This window comes from Nocardia fodinahabitans (assembly GCF_052983615.1).
In genome coordinates, this window is the sequence record NZ_JBRJJC010000001.1 from 890,178 (window position 1) to 917,037 (window position 26,860).

Genomic DNA, 26,860 nt, shown 5'->3' on the forward strand with positions numbered 1-26,860 from the left:
CGACGCTACCCCGCGCGTCCATTGCACGATCCGGGATCGGTGGCTAATCTCGTTCGCGGTGATGGTGCTCCTGTCGGCCGCCTCGTACCGTGCCCAGGGTCGGCGCCATCACGAACAAGGAGAAATCCACTGTCAGTTCAGTTCAATCACACCATTGTCGGATGTCGCGATAATAGGGAAACCGCCGAATTCTGGGCGGATCTCCTCGGGTTGGACATAGGAAAAGAGTGGGGTCCGTTCATTCCGATCCCCGTCGCCAACGGCGTCACCTTCGATTTCGCGAAGGTGCCGCCGCACGTTTCCGAAATCCAGCCGCAGCATTACGCATTCCTCGTCTCGGAGTCCGAGTTCGATGCTGCCTATACCAAGATCCAGCGCTACAAAATGGATCATTGGGCCGACCCCAGGCAACATGGGGTCAACGAGATCAATCACAACGACGGTGGCCGCGGGGTCTATTTCCTCGACCCCAACGGCCACTTCATGGAATTGATCACCGTGCCCTACGGCGGCTGGCCCGCCTAGTCCGCGCGCGCTGCTCGGGTTCCCCGGAGCCCGAGCAGCGCGGCCAGCACGCAGGCCACCGAGACGAGCACGATGAACCACGGGAACACCGTCGACAGGCCCCAGGTGGTGGCCGCCCAGCCCGCGGCCAGGGTCGGCAGCGCCATCGCGGAGTAGGCCAGCAGGTAGTAGGCCGACATGGTCTCGCCCCGGCGGTGCGGCGGAACGACTTCCGACAGATGCCGCAGCGAGCCACCGAAGCCCAGGCCGAAGGTCGCGCCGAGCACCAGCCCGGCCAGCACGACGACAGCGGGCTGCTTGGTCGCCAGCGCCGGGATGGTGGCCAGCAGCGCGACCGCCATCCCGAGGTCACCGATGACGGCGGCCCGGCGCGCCGGAATCCGCGACGCGAACAGCTGCGCCAGCGCGGCGGCGAGCGCGGTACTCGCGACGACCACGCCGCCGAACACCAGGTTGTGCACGCCGGTTTCCGCCGCGGCCAGCGAGGGATACAGCGACAGCAGCACACCCAGCACCGACCAGGCCGCCATCACGCCGATCGCGGAGAACCAGAAGTCGGCCCTGATCTCCTGCGGGACAGCGGGTTTCGCGATCGTGATCCGCGCCTTCACCCGGGCGGTATGCGGCTCGCTCACCGCCAGAATGCCCGCGCCCGCGGCGAGGCAGACCACCGCGATCACCACGTACGGCGTGCGCAGCGGCGAGGGCGCGTACTGCGCGAGCACGGCGGTGCCGAGCACCGCGACCGCGATCCCGACATTGAACGCCACCCCGCTGAGCTGGCCGGACCGCGCGCCGTGCGCGGGCCGCAGGTCGAGCAGGGCCGCGGCGCCCGCCACCACGGTCGCACCGACCGCGGCGCCGTGCAATGCCCTGGCCAGCAACAGCATCGGCACCGAATCGGCGAGCAGGAACACCACCAGGCCGAGGATCATCGTCGCGAACGCGGCCACCATCACCGGCTTGCGGCCGACCACATCGGAGATCCGGCCCGAGACCAGCACCGCGCCGAGGGCGGCCACCGCGTACACGGCGAACACCATGGTCGTGGTGAGCGGCGAGAGGTGCCACTCGGTCTGGTAGATGCCGTAGAGGGGTGCAGGCGCACCGGAGACACCGAGCGCCACCGCGCTCGCCGCGAGGACGAGTCCGTACGCCCATCGCTTCCCCGACTCGACCGGAGCGATCGTCGTCGCCACCATTGGCAGCCCCTATCAGCAGAGTTTGATCACCATCGAACGACGTCGACCCTACGCCTAGTATGATGAGTATCAAACCCCCGAGTGAGGTAGATCATGACACAGGCTAACGGTCTCTCCCCGGCGCCGACCGTGCCCGTCGCCGGGCTCCCCACTGTCCTGAGCGCCTTGCACGATCCGGTCCGGCTGGAGATGGTCCGCCGCATGGCCAACGCGGACGCCCCGGTCCGCTGCTCGGCGCTCTACGACGCGATCAACAAATCCACCGCGACCCACCACTTCAAGATCCTGCGCGAGGCCGGCCTGATCGAGCGCCTGACCATCGACGGCCAGACCTATCAGCGGCTGCGCACCGACGCCGTCGAGGACGCGGTCCCCGGCCTGCTGCCCGCCATCGTCGATGCCGCCAACCAGGCCGCGCGGGACTGAGGTCCGACCGCTCCACCCACCACACCGCGGCACCGGCCGCGATCAGCAAACGCCAGGATCGCGGGCACGCGGCGACAGCCCGCCCGCTGGGGCCACATCGCGATGATTCCCTCGAGCACGACGGTGGCCGGCGCGATGCCGAGCACCACACACCAGTCGCCCAGCCCCCTCCCCCGGTGCGGTCCAGCGCGTGCAGGCTACCGGCGGGGCGAAGGGCTCAGTGCTCGACGAGTTTGCGGACCGCGGCGGGCAGGTCGCGGGTGCGCTGGTACGGGCCCGCGACCGCCGCGCCGTAGGGACGGGCGAGCAGGGTGCGGGCGATGGCGTTGACCTCGTCGGTGGTGACGGCGTCGATGCGGGCCAGGGTGGCCGAGACGCTGCGGTGGTTGCCGTAGCTGAGTTCGCTGCGGCCGATGCGGTTCATCCGGGAGGCCGAGTCCTCGAGGCCGAGGACCAGACCGCCGCGCAACGAGCCCTTGGCGCGGGCGCATTCGGCGTCGGTGACCCCGTTGGTGGCCACGTCGACGAGCACGTCGCGCGCCAATGTCGTGACCTGGGCGAGGTTTTCGGGCTGACAGCCGAGGTAGACCGAGAACGCGCCGGTGTCTGCGAAGGTGTCGACGCTCGAGTAGACCGAGTACGCCAGGCCGCGTTCCTCCCGGATGCGCTGGAACAGCCGGGAACTCAGGCCACCACCGACGATGGTGTTGAGCACCGACAGCGGCCAGCGCTGGTGTCCCTCGTGTCTGCCGAAGGCGCGCACGCCGAAGACGAGGTGGGTTTGTTCGCTGTCGCGGTTGATCCGGACCAGGCTGGGCGCGGTCTGCGCGCGGAACTTGCCCTCGCGGCGCGGCGCCGGTTCGGCGGCGGTGTCCAAGCGTGGTCCGAACGCGCGGTGCACCAGTTCGACGGTGCGATCGTGGTCGACATTGCCCGCGACCGCGACGACCATCCGGTCCGGCCGATAGCGGCGCTGGTGGAACCCGCGCAGCTGGGCGGCCCGCATGCCCTCGATGGATTCGACGGTGCCGATGACCGGTCGCCCGATCGGGTGGTCGCCGAACAGCGCGCTGAGGAAGGAGTCGGCGACCAGGTCCTCGGGGTCGTCGTCGCGCATGGCGATCTCCTCGAGCACCACCTGCCGTTCCACGTCCACGTCGACGGCCCGGCACAGCCCGTTGAGCACCACGTCGGAGACCAGTTCCACGGCCAGCGGCAGATCCTCGTCGATGACGTGGGCGTAGTAGCAGGTCTGTTCCTTGGCGGTGAACGCGTTGAGTTCGCCGCCGACGGCGTCCATCGTCTGTGCGATGTCGAGCGCCGAGCGGGTGGGCGTCGCCTTGAACAGCAGGTGTTCGAGGAAGTGCGCCGCGCCGGCCACGGTGGGCCCTTCGTCGCGCGAGCCGACGCCGACCCACACCCCGATGGAGGCCGAGCGCACGCCGGGCACGTGCTCGGTCACCACGCGCAGCCCGCCGGGGAGCACGGTACGGCGTACACCGCCGGCGGTGGAGACGTCGTCCGCGGTTTCGGTACTCGACTCGGTCAACTGTGGCTTCGTCACCCGATCCCACCGGACGGCTGTACTGACATGGCTTCTCAACCTCTCGAAAGGATGCTGGCGACGTGCGCGGATGCCTCGGCGATCAGGCAGCAGGCTCGACGGCCGGCTCCGCGATTCTATGCGCCCCGCACCCCCGCTCGCGCATCGGCCCTCGCCGCTCCGAGGTCCCCGTCCGCCGGCCGGGCGGCGTCGAGCACGGTGGCGATCCGGGCCAGCGCGGCCTCGCCCGCCATCGCCCAGTGGGTGGCCTCGATCCCGTACCGGTGCACATCGCCGCCGATGACGCCGGCCCAGCTCGCCGCGCCGTGCGCGCCGGTGGGGTCGTCGACGGTGGCCGCGAAGTAGACGAGGTCGCCGTCGAAGCGCTCGGGCCGGTAGGCGTCGACCATCGTCATCGAGGCCGTGGCGGCGTCGATGATGCGGGCCAGGCGGGTCCGGTCGAGCGCGGCCAGCGGTCCGCCGAGGTCGGCCGCCGCGGCGGCGAGGCCGTCGGCGTCGAAGGCCGCGTCGATGTCCTCGCCCGCGAGGCCGCCGAGCAGGTCGCCGACGGTCGGCAGCGGCGTCCGCTCGGGTCCGGCGCCGAGCCAGCTGTCCATCATCGCCAGCCGCGCGACCTCGGCGCCCTCGGCCTGCAGCCGGGTGGCGACGGCGTGCGCGAGCAGACCGCCCAGCGACCAGCCGAGCAGGTGGTACGGCCCCTCGGGCTGGACTTCGCGGATGGCCGTGACGTAGCGCCGGGCCCAGGCGTCGATGGTGCCGGGCAGCGGTTCGTCCGCGGTGAGGGCGGGCGATTGCAGACCGTAGATCGGGCGCTCGGGGTCGAGGTGGCGGGTCAGGCCGGCGAACGACCAGGACACGCCGCCCACGGGATGGATGCAGAACAGCGGCGCGCCGGTGCCGTGCGCGCGCAGCGGCAGCAGCACCGCGAACGCGTCGTCGGCCGCGTCGTCCTCGGCGCGCAACCGTTCCACGACCACGGCGGGTGTCGGGTCGGTGAAGAACCACGCCACCGGCACCGCGACGCCCAGTGCCTCGCTCAACCGCGCGGACAGCTGGACCGCGGTCAGCGAGTTGCCGCCGAGGTCGAAGAAGTTGTCGTCCATGCCGATCCGGTCCAGGTCGAGGACCCGGGCGAAGGCACCGGCGACGAGCTGTTCGGTCTCGGTGACCGGGCCGCGGTAGGCGGCCTGGCGCAGTTCCGGCCGGGGCAGGGCGGCGCGGTCGAGCTTGCCGGAGGTGTTGACCGGGAAGTCGTCGAGGACGAGCACCACGGTGGGCACCAGGTACCCGGGCAGTTCGGCGGCCAGTGCTGCGCGCACGGCGCCCGGATCGGGCGAATCGCCCTGCGTCCCGGTCGATTCGGCGACGACATACCCGACGAGCCGGTCCGCGCCCGCGCCCGCCACCACGGCGGCCGCGGCCTGCGCGACGCCGGGGTGGCGCAGCAGCGCGGCTTCCACCTCGCCGAGTTCGATGCGCTGCCCGTTGAGCTTGACCTGGAGGTCGCCGCGACCCACGTAGTCGAGTGCGGCCGCACCGGTCTCGCCGGTCCGCAGGCGGACGAGATCACCGGTCCGGTACATCCGCGCGCCGGGACCCGCGAACGGGTCCGGCACGAAACGCTCGGCGGTGAGCCCGGCCGCGCCGACATAGCCGTGCGCGAGTTGCGCACCGCCGACGTACAGTTCGCCGGTCACCCCGGGGGGCACCGGCCGCAGCCGCGCGTCGAGCACGTAGAGCCCGGTGTTCCACACCGGCGCGCCGATCGGCACCGACACCGTGTCGGCGTCGCCCACCACGTGGGTACTCACCTGCACGGCGGTTTCCGTCGGCCCGTACAGGTTGATCACCTGGGCACCGGTCACGTCGCGGGTCCGCTGTGCCAGCGCGGCGGGCAGTACCTCACCACCGGCGAACACCCGCCGCAGTCCCGCCGCGGCCGTCACCGGGTCCGCGGCCGGAGCACTGACGGCCACCGGCAGCACATCGTCGCCGGCGACGGGCCGAGCGCCCTCGCGCCGCGGAGGGGCCGAGTCGACGACGCCATCTCGCACCGGACCGGCGGCTGAGGCACTGACCGTCGCTGTGCGCACATCGTCGCCGACGGCCGGTCGATCGCCTTCGCTCATCGGAAGTGCCAGGCTCGCACTGCCGTTCCGCGCCGGATCGGCTGCCGTCGGCCGCGCCGCGGGTTCGGCGAGGTACGCCGCGAGCAAGGTCGGCGCGAACTGCGCCGTGTCGATACCGTGCTCGGCGATCAAGGCGGCCAGGTAGCCGGGGTCGCCGTGTCCGCCGGGGCGGGCGATGACCGTGCGGGCGCCGACGCGCGGTGGCAGCAGCAGCTCCCAGATCGACGCGTCGAAGGTGACCGGTGTCTTGTGCAGCACGGTGTCGCCCGCGGCGAAGCCGAATTCCGTGGCCATCCAGTCGAGCTGGTTGACGACGGCGCGGTGCGGCACCCCGACGCCCTTGGGCAGACCGGTGGATCCGGACGTGAAGATCACGTACGCGGTGTGCTCGGGCAGCAGCGGCTGCACCCGCTCGGCATCGGTGAGCGGACCGGCCGGGTAGCCGGTGAGGTCGACCGTGTCGGCCACCACCACGTCGACCCCGTCCACCGGGGAACCGAGGACCGGCAGGTCGGCGCGGTCGCGGGCGGTCGTCAGCACGCACACCGGCTGCGCGATCCGCAGGACGCGGGTGATCCGCTCGGCCGGATGATCCGGGTCGACCGGCACGTAGATGCCACCGGCGGCGAGCACGGCGTGCACCGCGACCAGCAGGTCGGGCGAGCGGCGCGCGGCGACGGCGACCGCCGTGTCCGGTCCGACGCCCTGGTCGACGAGGTGGCGGGCGAGCCGGTTCACCCTGGCCGCGAAGTCGGCGTAGGTGAGCGAGACGTCGCCGTCGATGAGCGCGATCGCCGTCGGCGTCGCGGCGGCCTGCCGGTCGAACGCGACCGGCAGCACCTCGGCGACCACCGGATACGCGGTGTCACACCAGGTTTCGAGCAGGCGCCGATCGGCGTCGGTCAGCAGGTCGACCTCGCCGATCGAGCGAGCCGGGTCGGCGGTGACGGCGTCGAGGACCCGCACGTAGCCGTCGGCGATCCGGGCCGCGGTGGCGGCGTCGAACAGGTCGGTGGCGTAGGTGAGGCTCAGCGCGCAGCCGCCGTCGGCGGTGTCGGCGAGCACCAGGTCCAGGTCGAACTTGGCGACGGCGGTGTCGGTGTCGAGCCCGGTGACGGTGAGGTCGGGCAGGCTGACGTCGGTGGGCGCGGCGTCCAGGTTCTGGAAGGCGAGCATCACCTGGAACAGCGGGCTGTGCGCGGTGGAGCGGACCGGGTCGAGCACATCGACGAGCCGCTCGAACGGCACGTCGGCGTGCTCGAACGCGTCGAGGTCGACGCGGCGGGCCTGACGCAGCAGGTCGGTGAACGACGCGGCCGGGTCGACCGCGGTGCGCAACACCAGGGTGTTGACGAACATGCCGACCAGATCGTCGAGCGCCGCCTCGCCGCGCCCCGCGACGGGCGTGCCGACGGCGATGTCCCCGGTGCCGCTGAGCCGGGCCAGCAGCCCGGCCAGCGCCGCGTGGGCGACCATGAAGGGGCTGGCGTCGGCACGCCGGGCCAGCTGCCCGACCCGCTGCCAGATCCGCGGCGGCACCACGGTGTCCACGCTCGCGCCACGCTGCGAGGCGACCGCGGGACGCGGCCGGTCGGCGGGCAGCTCGAGCAGGCCGGGCAGCCCGGCCAGTTCGTCGCGCCAGAACCGGACCTGACGGGCGGCGACCGACTCGGGGTCGGCCTCGCTGCCCAGCACCTCGCGCTGCCACAGCGTGTAGTCGGCGTACTGGACCGCCAGTGGCGCCCACCCGGGGTCGACGCCCGCACGCCGGGCCAGGTAGGCCGCGGTGGTGTCGCGCAGCAGCGGACCGGCGGAGAAGCCGTCGGCGCTGATGTGGTGGATCACCACGACCAGCACCACCTCGTCGGGCGCGCAACGCAGCACCCGCACCCGCACCGGCGGCGCGACGGTGACGTCGAAGCCACGGCCGATCTCGGCGGCGACCATCGCGGGCACCGCGATCGGGTCGACGGTCTCCACGACCGGGGTCGGCACGAACTGCCACACCGCCTGGTGGCCGATGCCGTCGATCGCCGGGTACGCGGTGCGCAGCACCTCGTGGCGGTCGAGCACATCGGCGACGGCGGCGGCCAGCGCCGCGGCGTCCACATCGCCACGCAGCCGCACCGCGATCGGGATGTTGTAGGCCGCCGACGCCGGATCGAGGCGGTTGAGCAGCCACATGCGCTGCTGCGCCGCCGAGAGCGGGATCGGGTGCGGGCGCCGCGCGGCGCTCAGCGCGATGCCCGCGCCGCTGCCCATCCGGCCGGCGAGGACGTCGGCCAGGTCGGCGACGGTGGTCGCCTCGAACAGGGTGCGCACCGGCACCCGGGCCGACAGTGCCGCGCCGAGGCGGGCGGCGACCCTGGTGGCGATGAGCGAGTTGCCGCCGAGCTCGAAGAAGTCGTCGTCGAGACCGACCAGGTCGCGGCCGAGTACCTCGCCGAAGACCTCGGCGACCGCGCGCTGGGCCGGGGTGACCGGGGCCCGGAACGGCCTGGCGACGAATTCCGGTGCGGGCAGGGCTTTCCGGTCGAGCTTGCCGGAGGTGTTGAGCGGGAACGCGTCGAGCACGACGATCACCGACGGCACCATGTACGACGGCAACACCGTCGCCAGGGCCGAACGCAGCTGCGCGGCCTCGAGTTCGGCGCCGGGCACCGGCACCGCGTAGCCGACGAGCCGGTCGCCGGTCGGACTCGCCGACACCACCACCGCGGCCTGGCTGACCTGTGGCAGACCACCCAGCGCGGTCTCGATGTCGCCGAGCTCGATGCGCTGGCCACGGAACTTCACCTGGAAGTCGATGCGCGCCAGGTAGCTCAGGACACCGTCGCGGTTCCAGCGCACGAGGTCGCCGGTGCGGTACATGCGCTCGCCCGCCGCGCCGAACGGGTCGGCGACGAACCGGTCGGCCGAGAGGTCGGGGCGACCGAGGTAGCCGCGGGCCAGCTGCTCGCCGGCCAGGTACAGCTCACCAGCGACGCCGGGGGCGACCGGCCGCAGCCGCTCGTCGAGCACGTAGACCCTGGTGTTCCATTCGGGCACACCGATCGGCACGGTCTGCCCGGTGGCGCCGTCGGCGGGCCAGGCGGTGACCGAGACGGCGGCCTCGGTGGGTCCGTACAGGTTGTGCACGGCCGCGGCCGATTTCGCGCCGAGCGCGGCCACGGTGTCCGGGGTCAGCGCCTCGCCGATCGCGAACACCAGCCGCAGGCTCGCCAGCTGACGCGCGTCGGCGTGCGCGGCGAACATCGCCAGCATCGACGGCACGAAGTCGGCGACGGTGATCCCCCGCGCGGCGACGAGATCGGCCAGATACAGCGGATCGCGATGTCCGTCCGGGGTGGCGAGCACCAGCGTGGCGCCCGCGGCCAGCGGGGCGAAGAATCCCCACACCGACAGGTCGAACCCGGCGGCGGACTTCTGCAGATACACGTCGTCGCCGTCGATCCGGTACTGCGCGAGCAGCCACGCGATCTGGTTGCGCACACCCGCGTGACTCATCGCCACGCCCTTGGGCCTGCCCGTCGAGCCGGAGGTGAACAGCACGTAGGCGAGGTTCGAATCCCGCAGGGGTGCACGGAGTTCGGATTCGGCCACCGGATCCGCCGAGTAGCCGGACGTATCGACGGTATCGACGACGACGATCCGGGGAGCGGGCGACGCCATGGCCGCGATGCCGGTTCCCGTCGACGACTGCCGATCGAAGTAGTCCCGCGCGGTGGTGAGAACCAGGTGGGGGCGCGCGGTGTCGAGCACCTGGGCGGTGCGCTCGGCCGGGTGATCCGGGTCGACCGGGACGTACGCGCCGCCCGCGGTGAGCACCGCGTACATGGCGACCACGAGGTCGATCGAGCGCCGGATAGCCAGGGCCACCAGCACATCGGGGCCCACACCCTCGACGAGGAGGTGCCGGGCGAGGCGGTTGACCCGGGTGTCGAGCTCGGCGTAGGTCAGCTCGGTGTTCTCGAACACGAGCGCGGTCGCCCCGGGGGTCTCGCGCACCCGGTCGTGGAACGGGGTGAGCAGTGTCGCGGTGCGGTCGAGCTGGTGCGCGGTGTCGTTCCACTCGGTGAGGATGCGGGTCCGCTCGGCGGGCTCGAGCACATCGATGCTGTCCAGCGGCGTGTGCGGCGCCGCGGCGACAGCGGTGAGCAGCCGTTCCAGGCGGCCCGCGATCGCCGCCGCGGTCTCGGTGTCGACGACGTCGTCGGCGTAGGTGAGCACGCCCGTGACACCCGCGGCAGCCCCGTCGGCGGCGTAGTCGTCGCTGACGATCAGGTGCAGGTCGAACTGGGACAGCTCGCTGTCGGTGTCCAGCGCGGACACCGTGATCCCGGGCAGCGCCAGTTCGGCGCGCTCGAAGTTCTGGAACGAGAAACCCACCTGGAACAGCGGGTGCCTGGCGGTGGAGCGGGCCGGGTCCAGCACCTCGACGAGCCGCTCGAACGGCACGTCGGCGTGGGTGTACACGGCGAGGTCGGTGGCGCGCTGGCGAGCCAGCAGCTGACCGAACGTCTCCCCCGCCACCAGGCGGGTGCGGAACACCAGGGTGTTGACGAACATGCCGATCAGGTCTTCCAGCGCGGCCTCACCACGCCCGGCCACGGGGGTGCCGACGGTGATGTCGGCGCTGCCGGAGAGCCGTCCGAGCAGGGCCGCGAACGCGGTGTGCACGACCATGAACAGCGTCGCGCCGGACTCCCTGGCCAGCTCGGTCAGCCGGGCATGGGTGGCCGCGTCGAGGGTGACCGGCACGGTGCCACCGGTGAGGGTGCGCACGGCCGGGCGCGGGCGGTCCAGCGGGAGGGCGAGTTCGTCCGGGAGGTCGGCGAGTTCGCCGCGCCAGAAGTCGAGCTGGCGGGCGGCCACCGAGGTGGGGTCGGCTTCGTCACCGAGGACCGCGCGCTGCCACAGCGCGTAGTCGGCGTACTGCACCGGCAGCGGCGTCCAGCGCGGGGCGGCGCCGTCGCGACGGGCCAGGTAGGCGGTCATCAGGTCGCGCACCAGCGGCGGCACGGACGAGCCGTCCGCGCTGATGTGGTGCACGACCAGGGCCAGCACGGCCTCGTCGGTGTCCGAGGACACCGCAGCCGAGGCCCCGGTGTGGTCTCGGTCCGCCGACTGTCCACCGGTGAGCCGGTACAGCACGACCTGCCAGGGCACCCCCGCCGTCACGTCGAAGGTGGTCGCGGCCAGCTCGGTGACCGCCGCGACGACCTGATCGGCCGCGATCTCGCGCACCCGCAGGGCGACACCGGCTTCGGCGGCGGACAGGATCTCCTGCACCGGGCCGTCGGCGGTCTCGGGGTAGTACGTGCGCAGCACTTCGTGGCGCTCGACGAGATCGCCGACGGCCGCGGCGAGCGCGTCGACATCGAGAACTCCACTGAGCCGCACCGCGATCGGCACGTTGTACCCGGCCGAATCGGGATCGAACCGGTTGAGGAACCACATCCGCTGCTGCGCGGGTGAGAGCGGGAGCACGGCGGGCCGCTCCCCCGCCACCAGCGCCAGCCGGGCCCCGCCCTCGGCACTGTCGAGCGCGGCGGCCAGCGCGGCCACCACCGGGGTCTCGAAGATCCGCGCCACCGGCACCTGCCGGTCCAGCGCGGCGCCGAGCCGAGCGGCGACCCGGGTCGCGATGAGCGAGTTGCCGCCGAGATCGAAGAAGTCGTCGTCGGCGCCGACCCGATCGAGGCCGAGCACCTCCGCGACCACCCCGGCCACCAGCTGCTCCGACGGCGTTGCCGGAGCGCGGAATTCGCGTGCGATGAGCTCGGGAGCGGGCAGGGCCCGCCGATCCAGCTTGCCGGAGGCGTTCACCGGCAGCGTGTCGAGCACCACGTAGGCACTCGGCACCATGTAGGCCGGGAGCGCCTGCTGCAGAGCTGTTTTCACCAGCTCGAGGTCGACCGCGCGACCGGCCGACCGGGCGCGGTTCGCAGCCACGTCCGGGAGGTCCACACCGTGGCCCGGCGTGGCCGGTGCTCCAGCGTCGATCGCGTCGGCAGGAGCGGGTGTCTCGCCGTTCGCGGCCGGACGAGCGCTACCCGTGCTCGCGGGGACGAGGTAGGCGGTGAGGTAGTCGCCGGTGCCGTCGTCACGGACGGTGACGACGGCGCGGTCGACGGTGTCGAGGCCGGACAGGATCGCTTCGATCTCGCCGAGTTCGATGCGTAGGCCGCGCAGTTTCACCTGGAAGTCGGTGCGGCCCAGGTATTCCAGTTCCCCGGTGCGGGTGCGCACGACGAGGTCGCCGGTGCGGTACATGCGCTCGCCGGGGGTCCCGTACGGGTTGGCGACGAAGCGGTCCGCCGACAGGTCGGGGCGGGCCAGGTAGCCACGGGCCAGCTGGACACCGGCCAGGTACAGCTCACCAGGGGTGCCGACCGGCACGGGCCGCAGGCGGGCGTCGAGCACGTGCAGGGCGGTATTGGCGACGGGCGCGCCGATCGGCACGGTGACGGTGTCGGCGTCGGTGACCTCGTGGAAGGTGACGTCGACGGCGGCCTCGGTCGGTCCGTACAGGTTGTGCACGGCCACCCCGGGCACCAGCGCGCGCAGTCGCTGGGCGTCGGCGGCGGGCAGCGCCTCACCGGAGGCGAACACCTGGCGTAGCGACCCGCAGTCGGCGGCCCGTGGCTCGGCGAGGAACGCGGCCAGCATCGACGGCACGAAGTGCGCGACATCGACGCCGGTGCGGGTGATCAGCTCGGCCAGATAGGCGGGATCGCGGTGCCCGTCGGGCCGGGCGATCACCAGCGTGGCGCCGATCTGCAAGGGCCAGAACAGCTCCCACACCGACACGTCGAAGGTGATCGGCGTCTTCTGCAGCACGATGCCGTCGGCGTCGAGCCGGTACGCGTCCTGCATCCAGACCAGGCGGTTGACGATCGCGGTGTGGCTGACCGCCACGCCCTTCGGCTTGCCGGTCGATCCCGAGGTGAACAGCACGTACGCCAGGTCGGCGGCGCGCAGCGGGCGGATCCGGTCGGCGTCGGTGATCGGGTCGGTGGCGAACCCGGACAGGTCCGGATCCGCGGGATCGAGCGTGCGGGTGGCGGTCTCGGGGAAGCCGGCGCCGGCGAGCACGCACACCGGCGCGGCGGTCGCGAGCACCTCGGCGATCCGGTCGGCCGGATGGTCGGGGTCCAGCGGCAGGTAGGCCGCGCCGGCCGCCTGCGCGGCGTAGATCGCGACCAGCAGGTCGATGCCGCGGCGCAGACCCACCCCGACGACAGCGCCGGGACCGACGCCTTCGGCGATCAGGAACCGCGCCGTACGCGCGACCCGAACGGCGAACTCGCCGTAGGTGATCCGCTGTCCCTCGAAGTCGAGGGCGATGGCGTCGGGTGTGCGCCGGGCCTGCGCGGCGAACATCGAGACGAGCGTCGCCTCGGTGTCCAGCGCGGCGGCGGTGTCGTTCCACGCCGCGAGCTGGGCGGTCTCGGCGGGGTCGAGCAGGTCGATCTCGCCGACCGGCCGCGCCTCGTCGGCGACCACCGCGGTGAGGACGCGCACGAAGCGCTCGCCGAAGGCCACGACGGTGGCTTCGTCGAACAGATCGGTGGCATAGCGCAGCCAGCCACGGAGACCGGGTTCGCCCGCGGTGCCGGCGATCTCGTTGATCGCCAGCGACAGGTCGAACTGGGTGGTCGCGGCGGGCAGGGCGAATTCGCCGATCCGCAGACCGGGCAGGTCGATGCTGGTGTCGTCCCGGTGCTCGAACGCCAGCATCACCTGCACGATCGGCGAATACGCGGTCGAGCGGGCCGGATTCAGCTCGTCGACCAGGCGCTCGAACGGCAGATCGGCGTGGGCGAAGGCGCGCAGGTCGGCGGCGCGCACCTGGGCGAGCAGCTCGGCGAACCCGGCGCCCGCGTCGACCGTGGTCCGCAGCACGAGGGTGTTGACGAACATGCCGACCAGATCGTCGAGCGCGGCATCGGCCCGGCCCGCGACCGGCGTACCGACCACGATGTCGGCACCGGCTCCCTGCCGCGACAGCAGCACCGCGAACGCCGCGTGCACCACCATGAAGGTGGAGACGCCGTGGCGGCGGGCCAGTTCCTCGATCCCGGCCACCACGTCGGCGGGCACATCGAAACCGACGGACCCGCCGACGCCGGTCCGCACGGCGGGCCGCGGCCGATCGGTGGCGAGTTCCAGCGCCGGTGCGAGCCCGGCCAATTCCTCGCGCCAGTGCGTCAGCTGCCGCGCCAGCCGCGAGGCCGGATCGGCGGCGTCGCCGAGCACCGCGTGCTGCCACAGCGTGAAGTCGGGGTACTGCACCGGCAGCGGCGCCCACACCGGCGCGTGCCCCGCGCTGCGCGCGGCATAGGCGGTGATCAGGTCCCGGGCCAGCGGCGTGGTCGACACACCGTCGGCGGCGATGTGATGCACGGCGAGCACGAGCACATGCTCGACATCGCCGGCCGCACGCCTCGCTCCGTTCCCGACCACCTCGCCGGCGTCGCTGTTCACCAACCCACCGAGCACACCACCGTCGGTCCGGCTGACCCGCCCTTCCTCGGTGTTCGTCCGCCGGAGCAACGCGGCGCGGACCGGCGGCTGGGTGGTCAGGTCGTAGCCGGCCCCGATGATCTCGCGCACCGCGTCGGCCAGGTCCGCCTCGGCGACGTCGCCGACGACGGCGGGCGGCAGCACCCGGTCGACGGGAAGGACCACCTGGGTCGGCCCGTCGGCGTCTTCGGGGAAGACGGTCCGCAGCGATTCGTGCCGGGCGAGTACATCGCCCAGTGCGGCCCACAGCGCGTCGGTGTCCAGGTCGCCGGTCAGGCGCAGGGCGATCGGGAGGGTGTAGACGGCGGAGCCGGGGTCGATCCGGTTCAGCAGCCACAGGCGGGTCTGGGCCAGCGACAACGGGATCCGGGAAGGACGCGGGTCCACCACGGTCAGCGGCGGCAGCGCCTCGCCGTGGGTGGCGGTGCGGGCGGCCAGTCCGGCGACGGTCGGGGCGTCGAACACATCACGCACGTCGAGCGCGCTGCCCAGCGCCGCGTTGGCACGGGCGACGAGCCGCATGGCGAGCAGCGAGTTGCCGCCGATGTCGAAGAAGTCGTCGTCGGCGCCGACGCGGGCCAGCCCGAGCAGCTCGCCCACCACGGCGGCGAGCGCGGCCTGCGCGCCCGGACGCGGCGCCACGTAGGCGGTGGTGACCGACAGGTCGGCGGCCGGGAGCGCGGCCCGGTCCAGCTTGCCCGCGGAGTTGAGCGGGACGGTGTCGAGCACCACCAGGTGGGCGGGCACCATGTAGGCGGGCACCCGGCTCGCGACGTGCGCGCGCACCACGGCGGGGTCGACCGCACCGGCGACGTAGGCGACCAGGCACTGGCGTCCGGCGTCGTCGGTCGCGGGGACCACGGTCGCGTGGGTGACGCCGGGAGCGTCGCCGAGGGCGGCTTCGATCTCGCCCAGCTCGATCCGCAGACCACGGATCTTGACCTGGAAGTCGTTGCGGCCCAGATATACCAGCGCACCGGCACGATCGCGGCGCACCAGGTCGCCGGTCCGGTACATGCGCCCACCGTCCGGGCCGTACGGGTCGGCGACGAAGCGGTCGGCGGTCAGGTCCGGCCTGCCCAGGTAGCCGCGGGCGAGCTGGTCGCCCGCCAGATACAGCTCACCCGCGACCCCGGCGGGCACCGGGTGCAGCCGCTCGTCGAGCACGTAGGCGCGCACGTTCCAGCTCGGCCTGCCGATCGGCAGCTCGGTCTGCTCGACCGGCGCGGTGATCTGCTGGAAGGTGCTGGTGATCGTCACCTCGGTCGGGCCGTAGGTGTTGTGCAGCTCGGCGGGCACGGTGGCCAGCACGGTGGCCGCCAGCGCGGCGGGCAGCTCCTCGCCGCCCAGGTGCAGCATCCGCAGCCCGCTCAGGTCCTCGGCCAAACCTTCGGCGAGCATCGCGGCCAGCACCGACGGGACGAATTCGGCGATGGTGACGCGCTGTTCGCGCACCACCCGCGCCTGATAGGCGAGGTCGAGGTGACCGCCGGGCCGCAGCAGGACCAGGGTGGCCCCGAGCAGCGCCGGGCACAGCAGCTCCCACAGCGAGACGTCGAAGGTCAGCGGCGCGCGCTGGAGCAGCCGATCGGCCGCGGTCAGATCGTATTCGCCACGCAGCCAGCACAGTTCGTTGACCACGGCCCGGTGCGAGACCAGCACGCCCTTGGGCAGACCGGTGGAGCCGGAGGTGAACAGCACATAGGCGGGGTGCTCGGGGTGCAGCGGGGCGAGGCGTTCGGCGTCGGTGACCGGGCCGCCGTGGACCGGGGGCTGCGCGGGGTCCTCGAGCTGCGCGAGGGTCAGCACCGGGAACCCGGAGCGCGAGGCCGCGGCGAAATGCGTGGAGGCCATGGCGGATCGGATGCCGCGGTCGACATGGTCGAGATCACCCACGGACGCGGCGACGACCAGACGCGGCGCCGCGGTCTCGAGCACGTGCCCGACGCGATCGGCGGGCTGGGCCGGGTCGATCGGCACGTACACGCCGCCGGCGGCGAGCACGCCGTGCAACACCACCAGCAGCTCGATGCCACGCGGCACCGCGACCGCGACCGGGGTCTCGGGACCGACGCCGCAGTCGATCAGCCTGCGCGCGAGCCGGTTCGCGCGGGCGGCGAGCGCGCCGTAGGTGATCTCGTCGCCGTCGAAGACGGCGGCGAGGGCGTGCGGGTCACGGGCGGCGGCCGCGTCCAGCAGATGCGCGGCCAGCGGAGCGCGCAGGCCGAGTTCGGCGAGGACCGGATCGAGCGGTACGACGTCACCGTGCGGACCCGCGAGCAGGCGCGCGCGATCGCTGTCGTCGAGCACGGCGAGGTCGCCGACGGCGGTACCGGGGGCGGTGACGGCGGCGCGCAGCACCCGCTCGAGCATGCCGACCAGTTCCGCGATCGTGTCGGCGTCGAAAAGGTCGGTGGCGTAGCGCAGTTCGAGATCGAGGCCGTCGGCCGTGCCGTCGGCGGCATAGTGGTCGACGAAGGTGAAATCCAGGTCCACTTCGATCGGCGCGTCCGGCAGGGTCAGCCCGGACAGGGTCAGGCCGGGCAGCTCGAACGCCGTGGTGCGCTGGTTCTGCATCGCCAGCGACACCTGGTACAGCGGCGAATAGCCTTGGGAGCGAGCCGGGTTGACCGCGTCGACGAGGCTTTCGAACGGCACGTCGGCATGGTCGAAGGCATCGAGGTCGCCCACGCGGATGTCGTCGAGCAGTGCGCTGAACGGCGCGGCCGAGGGCACGTTCGCCCGCAGCACCAGGGTGTTGACGAACATGCCGACGATGTCGTCGAGTTCGCGATGCCCGCGCCCGGCCACCGGCGTGCCGACGACGATGTCGGTGCCCGCGGACAGACGCGCCAGCAGCACCGCCAGCCCGGCGTGCAGCACCATGAACGGGGTCGCGCGCCGCGCACGGGCCAGCCGGTCGATCCGGCGGTGCAGCTCGGCGTCGAGGGTGGTGGTGAAGGTGGCGCCCCGGTGGGAGGCGATCAGCGGCCTGCGGCGGTCGGCGGGCAGTGTGAGCACGTCGGGGAGTCCGGCGAGCCGGTCGGTCCAGTAGGCGAGCTGGTGTGCCAGCGGCGCGTCGGGATCGTCAGCGCTGCCGAGGCCCTCGGTCTGCCACAGCGCGTAGTCGGCGTAGTGCACGGCGAGCGCGGGCAAGCGCGGCTCGGCGCCGGCGGTACGGGCCGCGTAGGTGGCGACCAGGTCGCGGGTCAGCGGACCCATCGACCAGCCGTCCGCGGCGATGTGGTGCACAACCAGCACCAGGACGTGCTCGGTCGGCGTGACCCGCAGCAGCGCGGCGCGCACGGGCACCTCGGTGGTGATGTCGAAGCCGCCGTCGAGCGTGGCGCCGACGGCGGCGGCCACGTCGTCGGCGTCGACCTCGGTCACCACGAGTTCCGGGACGAACGGCGCGCCGACGAGCTGGGTGGCCTGCCCGTCGAATTCGGGATAGGTGGTGCGCAGCGTCTCGTGCCGGACGACCAGGTCACCCAAGGCACCGCGAAGCGCGTCGGTGTCGAGTTCACCGCTGAGCCGGATCGCGACCGGGATGTGGTAAGCGGTGGAGTCCGGGTCGAATCGGTGCAGGAACCACATGCGCTGCTGCGCGGGCGAGAGCGGAATCCGCTGCGGCCGTTGGCCTGCCACCGGTCCGCGCCTGCTGCCGGTGCCACGCAGCGCGTCCAACCGCACGGCGAGACCGGCGACGGTGCTCGCCTCGAACAGTTCCCGCACCGGCACCTTGGCGTCGAGCGCCGCACCGAGCCGGGCGGCCACCTGGGTGGCGAGCAGCGAGTTGCCGCCGAGGGCGAAGAAGTCGTCGTCGGCGCCTGCCCGGTCGAGCCCGAGCACCTCGGCGAAGGTCGCGGCGACGATCCGCTCGGTCGCGGTCACCGGTTCGCGGTAGTCCCGTTCCGGCAGTTCCGGCGCGGGCAGTGCCCGGCGGTCGAGCTTGCCGGAGCTGTTGATCGGCAGCGCGTCGAGGAAGACATAGGCACCCGGCACCATGTACGACGGCAGCACCGCCGCCACGGCGGCATCCAGGTCGGCGGGCGACAGACGCTCGGACACGGCGCGAGCCGCGGCCGCAGAGTTCGGACCGGCGACGGCGCCCGAATCGCCCGCGGGGGCAGTGGGGGTAGGCACGATGTAGGCGACGAGCTGGTCCGGTCTGTCGTCGTCCGAGCGGACGAGCACCGCGACCCGGTCGACACCCTGGACCGACGCGAGGGCGGCTTCGATCTCGGCGGGCTCGATGCGCAGGCCGCGCAGTTTCACCTGGAAGTCGGTGCGGCCCAGGTAGTGCAGGGCCGGGCCGTCCGGGCCGGTGCGCCAGGCGACGAGGTCGCCGGTGCGGTAGAGGCGCTCGCCGGCGCCGAACGGGTCGGCGACGAAGCGCTCGGCGGTCAGGTCGGCGCGGCCGTGATAGCCGTCGGCCAGCTGGGTGCCCGCCACGTACAGCTCGCCGGGAACACCGGCGGGCACCGGGCGCAGCCGCGAATCCAGCACGTACACCCGGGTATTGGCGACGGGGGTACCGATCGGGGCGGCGGCGGTCGGCTCGGCGGCGACCTCGTGGGTGGTGACCTGGACGGCGGTTTCGGTGGGGCCGTACAGGTTCACCACCGCCGCACCGGTGGCGGTGCGCACGCGCTGGGCCAGCTCGGTGGTCAGTGCCTCGCCACCGGCGAAGACCAGGCGCAGGCTCGCCGTGCGCACCGGCTCGGCGACGACGGCGGCCAGCACCGACGGCACGTACTGCACGACGCTCACCGCGTGCCGCGCGGTCGCGGCGGCCAGGTAGGCCGGGTCACGGTGCCCGTCGGCGGTGGCGAGGACCAGGCGCGCGCCGGTCTGCAACGGCCACAACAGTTCCCACACCGACGCGTCGAAGGTGAACGGGGTCTTCTGCAGGACGACATCGCTTGCGGTGAGCGCGTACTGCCGCTGCAACCACAGCAGCTGGTTCACCACGGCCCGGTGCGGCACCGCCACACCCTTCGGCCTGCCGGTCGAGCCCGAGGTGAACAGCACGTAGGCGAGGTGATCCGGTCGCAGCGGGCGGGTCCGCTCGTCGTCGGTGATCGGCCGATCCGGGAGCTCCGACAGATCCAGGGTGTCGATCTCGACGACCGACTCCCCCACAGCCACACCGTGACCGGTAGCCGTAAGCACACAGACCGGTGCCGTCCGCGCCAGCACGTAGGCGGTCCGCTCGGCCGGATGATCCGGGTCGACCGGCACGTACGCGGCACCCGCCGCGAGCACGGCGTGCACGGCGACGAGCTGATCGAGACCGCGCCGCAGGGCCACGGCGATCACCGATCCGGGTCCGGCGCCGACCCCGATGAGGTGACGCGCCAGACGATGGACCCGGCTCGCGAATTCCGCGTACGTCAGCGACTCGACGGAGTTCGCGCCCGCGCCGAGGCCACGGCTGTCCGCCCGGCCCTCCTCCGCGCCATGATCATCGCCCGGGACCGGCTCGTCGGCCGGATCGGTGTCGATGACCACCGCGATGGCATCCGGAGTAGCGGCGACCTGGTCGGCGAACAGAGAGGCGAGGGTGGCCGCGGCGTCCAGGGCCAGGTCGGTGGCGTTCCAGGTGGTCAGGACCTCGGCGGCTTCGGCCGGGTCGAGCAGGTCGAGGTCGCCGACCGGACGGGACGAGTCCGCGAGGACACCGGCGAGCAGGCGGTGCAGACGGGTGGCGAATCCGGCGACGGTGGTCGGGTCGAACAGGTCGGTGGCGTAGAGGAACGCGCCGGACAGGCCCGCCGGCGCGCCCTGCTCGTCGCGGTGCTCGGTGAGGGTGAGTTCGAGGTCGAACTTGGCCACGCCGGTGGGCAGGTCGAGGCCGGCGACCGTGAGTCCGGGCAGGTCGAGGGCGCGCGGGGTGTCCTCGTTGAGCGACAGCATCACCTGGAACAGCGGGTTGCGCGCGGTGGAGCGGACCGGGTCGAGCACCTCGACCAGCCGCTCGAACGGCACGTCGGCGTGGTCGAAGGCCACGAGGTCGGTCTCGCGCACCCGGGCCAGCAGCTCGGTGAACGAGGCCGCGGGGGCGACCTCGGTCCGGAGCACGAGGGTGTTGACGAACATGCCGACCAGGTCGTCGAGGGCCCGGTCCCCACGCCCCGACACCGGGGTGCCGATCGCGATATCGGTGGTCGCCGACAGCCGCGCCAGCAGGACGGCGAACACCGCATGCGCCGCCATGAACACGGTCACGCCCTGCGCTCGGGCGAATTCGGCCAGCGCACGGTGTGTTTCGGCATCGATGGTGATCGGGTGCAGCGCTCCGCTGCGCGAGGCGACCGCGGGCCGGGTCCGATCAGCAGGCAGTTCCAGCTGCTCCGGTACCCCGGCCAACGCGTCGGCCCAGAACGCCAGCTGCCGCGCCGCCACCGATTCCGGGTCGGCGGCATCGCCGAGCACCGCGTGCTGCCACACCGCGTAGTCGGCGTACTGCACGGTCAGCGCGGCCCACTGCGGCACATTCCCGGTGGCCCGAGCACCGTAGGCGGTGAGCACATCGCGGATCAGCGGCCCGAACGAGAACCCGTCGGCGGCGATGTGATGCAGCACGATCACAAGCACGTATTCGGCGTCACCGGAGCTCGATTCGGCACCGACGTCCGCCACGCCACGTCCCACGAACGGAATCGATGCCGCCGCGTCGGGGTGGGAGTCGTCGACCACGGCCGCAGCGGACGAATGCCCCACGACCGCTTCACCTTCGGTGACACGGAACAGCGTCGCCCGGATCGGGGCATCGATGGTCAGGTCGAAACCCGTGGTGGCGCAAGCGCGGACCGCGCCGGTGAGCGCCGCCGTGGTGACGATCTGCGGCAGCACCTCGGGGACGAGACCGCTCGCGGGCAGGATTTCGGCGATCGCCTGTCCGTCGCGTTCCGGGTAGCGGGTGCGCAGGACCTCGTGCCGGTCCAGCACGTCGACGAGGGCGGCCTGGAGGGCGGCGACATCGAGTGCCCCGGTGAGCCGCACCGCCATCGGGATGTTGTCGGTGGCCGACCCGGGGTCGAACCGGTTGAGGAACCACATGCGCTGCTGGGCGGGTGAGAGCGGCAGCGGATCGGGACGAGTGCCCGCGACGAGGGCGGGGCCGGCTCCGGTGCCACGCAGCCGGTCGGCGGCCGCGGCGAGAGCGTGCACCGTCGCGGTGTCGAAGAGCTGGCGGACCGGGATGCGGATGTCGAGGTCGGTGCCGAGGCGGGCCATCAGGCGGGTCGCCAGCAGCGAGGTGCCACCCAGGTCGAAGAAGTCGTCGTCGCGGCCGACCCGTTCCAGACCGAGTACCTCGGCGAACGCGGCGGCGACGACCTGCTCGGCCGGCGTCTCCGGCGCGCGATAGGCGGCGGCTTCGAAGACCGGCGCGGGCAGCGCGGCGCGGTCGAGCTTGCCGACCGGGGTCAGCGGCACCGCGTCCAGGACGACGATCGCGGCCGGGACCATATGCGCGGGCAGGTGTTCGGCGGCGTGCGCGATCAGCGTCGCGGTATCGATGGTCGCGCCCGGAACCGGCACCACGTAGGACACGAGCACGGTCGCGCCCGCCTCGGTGCGATGCCCGAGGGTGGCGGCGAAGTCGACGGTGGCATGCCGGGCGAGGACGGCGTCGATCTCGCCGAGCTCGATCCGGAAGCCACGCACCTTCACCTGGAAATCGTTGCGGCCCAGGTACTCCAGGTCCCAGGTGGCACCGGTGCGCACCCAGCGCACGGTGTCGCCGGTGCGGTACATCCGCTCACCCGGCGCGCCGTAGGGATTGGTGACGAACCGCCCCGCGGTGAGCGCGGGCCTGCGGTGATAGCCGCGCGCCAGCTGCGCCCCGGCGATGTACAGCTCGCCGACGACACCGGCCGGAACCGGACGCAACCGCTCGTCGAGCACCAGCTCGGTAGTGCCCTCCACCGGCGCGCCCAGCGTGATCGGCGTTGTCGCCGTGAGGGGTTCGCTGATGTTGGTGACGATGGTGGTCTCGGTGGGACCGTAGCCGTTGCGGAAGACCAGACCGGGGATGGCGGCGGTCCACCGCGCCACCAGTTCCGCCGGGCACGCCTCACCACCGACGACCACGACCCGCAGCGCGTCGAGCCCGTCCGGATTCACCGTCGCCAGGGCCGACGGCGTGATGATCACATGGGTCACCCGTTCGGCCCGCAGCAGCTCACCCAGCTCCGCCCCGCCGAACACGCCGGTCGGCGCGACCACCATGGTCGCGCCCGCCGTGACGGTCAGCAGCAGCTCGGCCACCGAGATGTCGAACGACGGCGAGGCCACATGCAGCACCCGCGCGTCCGCCGACGCCACATACCGTTCCGCCTGCACCGGCAGATACGCCGCGACCGCACCGTGCGGAATCACCACACCCTTGGGCAGACCGGTGGTGCCGGAGGTGTAGATGACATACGCGGGATCCAGCGGATCCACCACGCGGCGCCGCCCTGCGCGCGGGGAGCCGACAGGCCACTCGTCCGCGCCGGGCCGGTCCGGCTGCTCGGCGCCGGCCACGGCATCGAGCACGAGCCACGCCACGGTGGCGGGCAGGTCGGCGCGCACCGTCTCGACGGTGATACCCACGGCCGCTCCGGAGTCCGAGAGCATGTGGGTGATGCGGTCGGCGGGGTAGGTCGGGTCGACCGGCAGGAAGCCCGCGCCGGACTTCACGACGCCCCACACGGCGGTGACGGAGTCGGCGGAACGCGGGATGCTCACGGCGACCAGGTCACCCGCGCCGATGCCGAGGCCGGTCAGGTGCGCGGCGAGGCGCGCGGACGCGGCGTCGAGTTCGCCGTAGGTCACGGTGCGCTCCCCATCGCGGATCGCGATCACGGTGGGGTCGGCGGCGGCGTCGGCCAGCACCCGCGGCAGCAGCGGGAACGGATCGGCCGGACCGCCGGTGCGGCTGGTCAGCTCGGTGAGTTCGGCGTCGATCAGCAGCGGCAGGTCGGCGACCGGGGTCCGCGGGGCGGCGGCGATCGCGGCGAGCAGGCCGGTGAAGCGACGGACCATGCGCGCGACCGTGGACTCGTCGAACAGATCGGTGGCGTAGGAGAATTCGCCGGACAGACCGGTGGCGTCGGACTCCCGCAGCGTCACCGACAGATCGAACTTCTCGATGTCGTAGGGCAGGTCGACGGCGGCGGCACGCAGGCCGGGCAGTTCGAAGGTGGTCGGCGGCAGGTTCTGCAGCGACAGCGCCACCTGGAACAGCGGATGGCGACCCGCCGAACGCGGCGGCGCGAGCACCTCCACCAGGCGCTCGAACGGCAGGGTGGTGTGGTCGAACGCGTCCAGATCGGCGCCGCGGACCCGGCCGAGCAGATCGGCGAAGGACTCCCCGCCACGCACCTCGGTGCGCAGGATCGCGGTGTTGACGAACATGCCGATGACATCGTCGAGCTCGGCGGCGCCACGCCCGGCGACCGGGCTGCCGATCGCCACATCGGTGGTGCCCGACAGGCGCGCGATCAGCACCGACAGCGCGGCGTGCAGCACCATGAACAGGGTCGCACCCTGGTCGGCGGCAACGGCATTCAGCGCCGACACCAGCTCGGTGTCGAGCGCGAACTCGACCCGGCGACCCCGCATCGACGCGACGGCGGGGCGCGGGCGATCGGTCGGCAGGCTCGACTCGTCCGGCAGCCCGGCCAGCGCGCCACGCCAGAACGCGATCTCCCGCGCGGCCCTGGATTCGGGTTCCGCCTCGGCCCCGAGCAGCGCCCGCTGCCACAGCGTGTAATCGGCGTACTGCACCGGCAGCGGCGCCCACTCCGGCGCGGCACCCTGGGTCCGCGCGAAGTAGGCGGTCATGGTGTCGCGCACCAGCGGACCGGCCGACCAGCCGTCCGAGGCGATGTGGTGCACCACCAGCACGAGCACGTGGTCACCGTCGACCTCGTACAACCGCGCCCGCAGCGGCGGCGCGGCGGTGACATCGAACCCGCGCAGAATCACGGCGGCCAAGACCTCGGAAAGATCCTGCGGCGCAACGCTGACGGGCGTGAGCACGCCGGACAACGCCGACACCGCCACCGGCTCCACACCACCGATCCCCGGCCCGGCCAACGCGCCAGCAGCGGGAAGGGGCGGGTTCGTCTCGGCGGCAAGCAAATCGAACGCCGCCTCGGGCGACAGCACGTGCTGGGTTCCGACCCCGTCGACCTCCGGGTACACCGTCCGCAGCACCTCGTGCCGGGCGATCAGATCGCCGACGGCGGCGCGCAGGGCGTCCAGGTCGAGCGCGCCGGACAGCCGGACCGCGATCGGGATGTTGTAGGCGCCGGTCTCCGGATCGAACCGGTTCAGGAACCACATGCGCTGCTGGGCGGGCGAGAGCGGCAGCACCTCGGGTCGCGGGCCCGCGACCAGGGCTGGCCGGTCGTCGACGGCCCCACCGTCGACCAGCTTCGCCAGCACGGCGACGGTCGGACTGTCGAAGAAGTCCCGCACATCCACCCGGACACCGAAATTCGCCTGCAGGCGGGCGATGGCGCGGGTGGCGATCAGCGAGTTGCCGCCGAGGCGGAAGAAGTCGTCGTCCAGGCCGACGGTCTCGACCTCGAGCAGGTCACCGAACAGCGCGGCCACGGCGCGCTCGGTGCTGCTGACCGGCGCGCGGAACTCGGCCGCCGCGACCCGGAAATCGGGCTCCGGCAGTGCCTTCCGATCCAGCTTGCCGCTGGCGTTGATCGGCATCGCGGGCAGTTGCACGAGCAGCGAGGGCACCATGTATTCCGGCATCGACGCTTTCGCGTGCGCGACCAGCTCGGCCTCGTCGAGCGGTGCGCCGTCGACACTCACCACATAGCCGACCAGCGCCTCACCGGCGGCATGGCGATGCAGCACCACCGCGGCATTGCCGACGCGGGGATGCGCGGCCAGCACGGCCTCGATCTCCCCGAGCTCGATCCGCAGGCCACGCAGCTTGACCTGGAAGTCGGTGCGCCCCAGATATTCCAGCTCGTCCCCGCCGGGCAGCTGCCGCACCAGGTCACCGGTGCGGTACATCCGCTCGCCGGGCCCGCCGTACGGATTGGCGACGAAGCGGTCGGCGGTCAGGCCGGGCCTGGCCACGTACCCGCGCGCCAGCTGCACGCCGGACAGGTACAGCTCGCCCACCACACCGGCGGGCACCTCGTCGAGGTTCTCGTCGAGCACCAGCAGACCGGTGTCGTCGGCGGGACCGCCGATCGGCACCGACACCTCGTCGGCGACAGTCACCTCGTGCGCGGTCACGTCGACCGCCGCCTCGGTGGGGCCGTACAGATTGTGCAGCGCGGTCGCCGACAGCTTGCGCAACCGCGTCGCGGTGGCGGCGGGCAGCGCCTCACCGGAGGCGAACACCATCCGCAGCGACGACAGATCCACCGGTGCGGTGGTCTCGGACAGCTCACCGGCGAACGCGGCCAGCATCGAGGGCACGAAGTGGGTGACGCTCACCCGGTGCTCGGCGATCAGCGCGGCCAGGTAGGCGGGATCGCCGTGCCTGCCGGGCTCCGCGACAACCAGCCGGGCCCCGATCTGCAAGGGCCAGAACAGCTCCCACACCGACACGTCGAAGGTGTAGGGCGTCTTCTGCAGCACCACGTCGGCATCGGTCATCCCGTAGCAGCGCTGTCGCCAGTCCAGGTTCGCCACGATCGCGCCGTGCGTGACCGCCACGCCCTTGGGCCTGCCGGTGGACCCCGAGGTGAAGATGACATAGGCGGTGTTGCCCGCCCGCGCGCCACCGTCCACCTCGACGGGCGGCACGGTCCAGTCGATGTCGTCGGTGCGCAGGACCGGGGCACCGTTCAGGTCGGGCTCGTCGGCGGCGCGGGTCACCACCACGACCGGACGCGCCACCTCGAGCACATAGTGCAGCCGGTCCACCGGGTGATCCGGATCCAGCGGCACGTACGCGCCACCGGCGCGCACGATCGCGTGCACGGCGACGATCAGCTCGATGCCGCGGCGCATCGCCAGCCCGACGAGCGCCTCCGGTCCCACGCCGAGCGCGACCAGCCGCGCCGCCAGCACCCGCACCCTGGCGTCGAATTCGGCATAGGTCAGCGTCTGCGCGCCGAACTGCACCGCGACCAGGTCGGGCGTGCGGGCCAGCTGCTCGGCGAAGCGGTCGACCAGGGTCGGCGCCTGCCCCGCCGCCGGCGGCTCCACCCCCAGCGCGGCCATGGCGTCACCGGCCAGCGCGTCCAGCAGCAGCCCGAACGTGCCGTCGGCGGCGTCGACCACACCGGGGAACAGTTCGGCGAGCACGACCTGCACCAGGGTTTCGGGATCCAGTGCGCCACCGGTCAGCTCGGCCATCATCGTCAGCTGCGCATCGAGGTCGGCATAGGACACCGAGGTGCCGTCGAACTCGACCGCGATCCGGGCTGGCTCCATCGCCGCGACCGTCGCCACCAGCGCCGCCAGCTGTTCTGTTCCCGCGCGCGCCGGAGTGGTGTTGGTCATCTGGA

Annotated in this window: 4 protein-coding genes and 1 pseudogene; 2 read left to right on the top strand and 3 right to left on the bottom strand. The window is 72.6% G+C overall.

Features of this window, described 5'->3' with window-relative positions; translation table 11 throughout:
• The first annotated feature begins 129 nt into the window (after positions 1–129).
• A complete protein-coding gene (locus NV348_RS04395; RefSeq protein WP_447150932.1) occupies positions 130–525 on the top strand; it encodes a VOC family protein in 396 nt (131 codons plus the stop codon).
• Here NV348_RS04395 and NV348_RS04400 read toward each other — a convergent pair.
• Entirely contained in the window at positions 522–1,727 is a 1,206-nt protein-coding gene (locus NV348_RS04400) for an MFS transporter (RefSeq protein WP_447145823.1), read from the bottom strand. The two genes, NV348_RS04395 and NV348_RS04400, sit on opposite strands and share 4 nt — an antisense overlap.
• Before the next feature lie 93 nt (positions 1,728–1,820).
• Here NV348_RS04400 and NV348_RS04405 point away from each other — a divergent pair, with 93 nt between their 5' ends.
• Complete coding sequence (locus NV348_RS04405) at positions 1,821–2,153, top strand: ArsR/SmtB family transcription factor (RefSeq protein ID WP_447145824.1); 333 nt, start codon at positions 1,821–1,823, stop codon at positions 2,151–2,153.
• Positions 2,154–2,370: 217 nt separating this feature from the next.
• Here NV348_RS04405 and NV348_RS04410 read toward each other — a convergent pair whose 3' ends face one another.
• Together NV348_RS04410 and NV348_RS04415 are read right to left on the bottom strand one after the other, a co-directional pair.
• Positions 2,371–3,702, bottom strand: coding sequence for a M16 family metallopeptidase (locus tag NV348_RS04410; RefSeq protein WP_447150933.1), 1,332 nt, complete (start codon positions 3,700–3,702; stop codon positions 2,371–2,373).
• A 233-nt stretch (positions 3,703–3,935) separates the two neighbouring features.
• Positions 3,936–26,855, bottom strand: a pseudogene (locus tag NV348_RS04415) (non-ribosomal peptide synthase/polyketide synthase); the annotation flags it as partial.
• Positions 26,856–26,860: the final 5 nt, after the last annotated feature.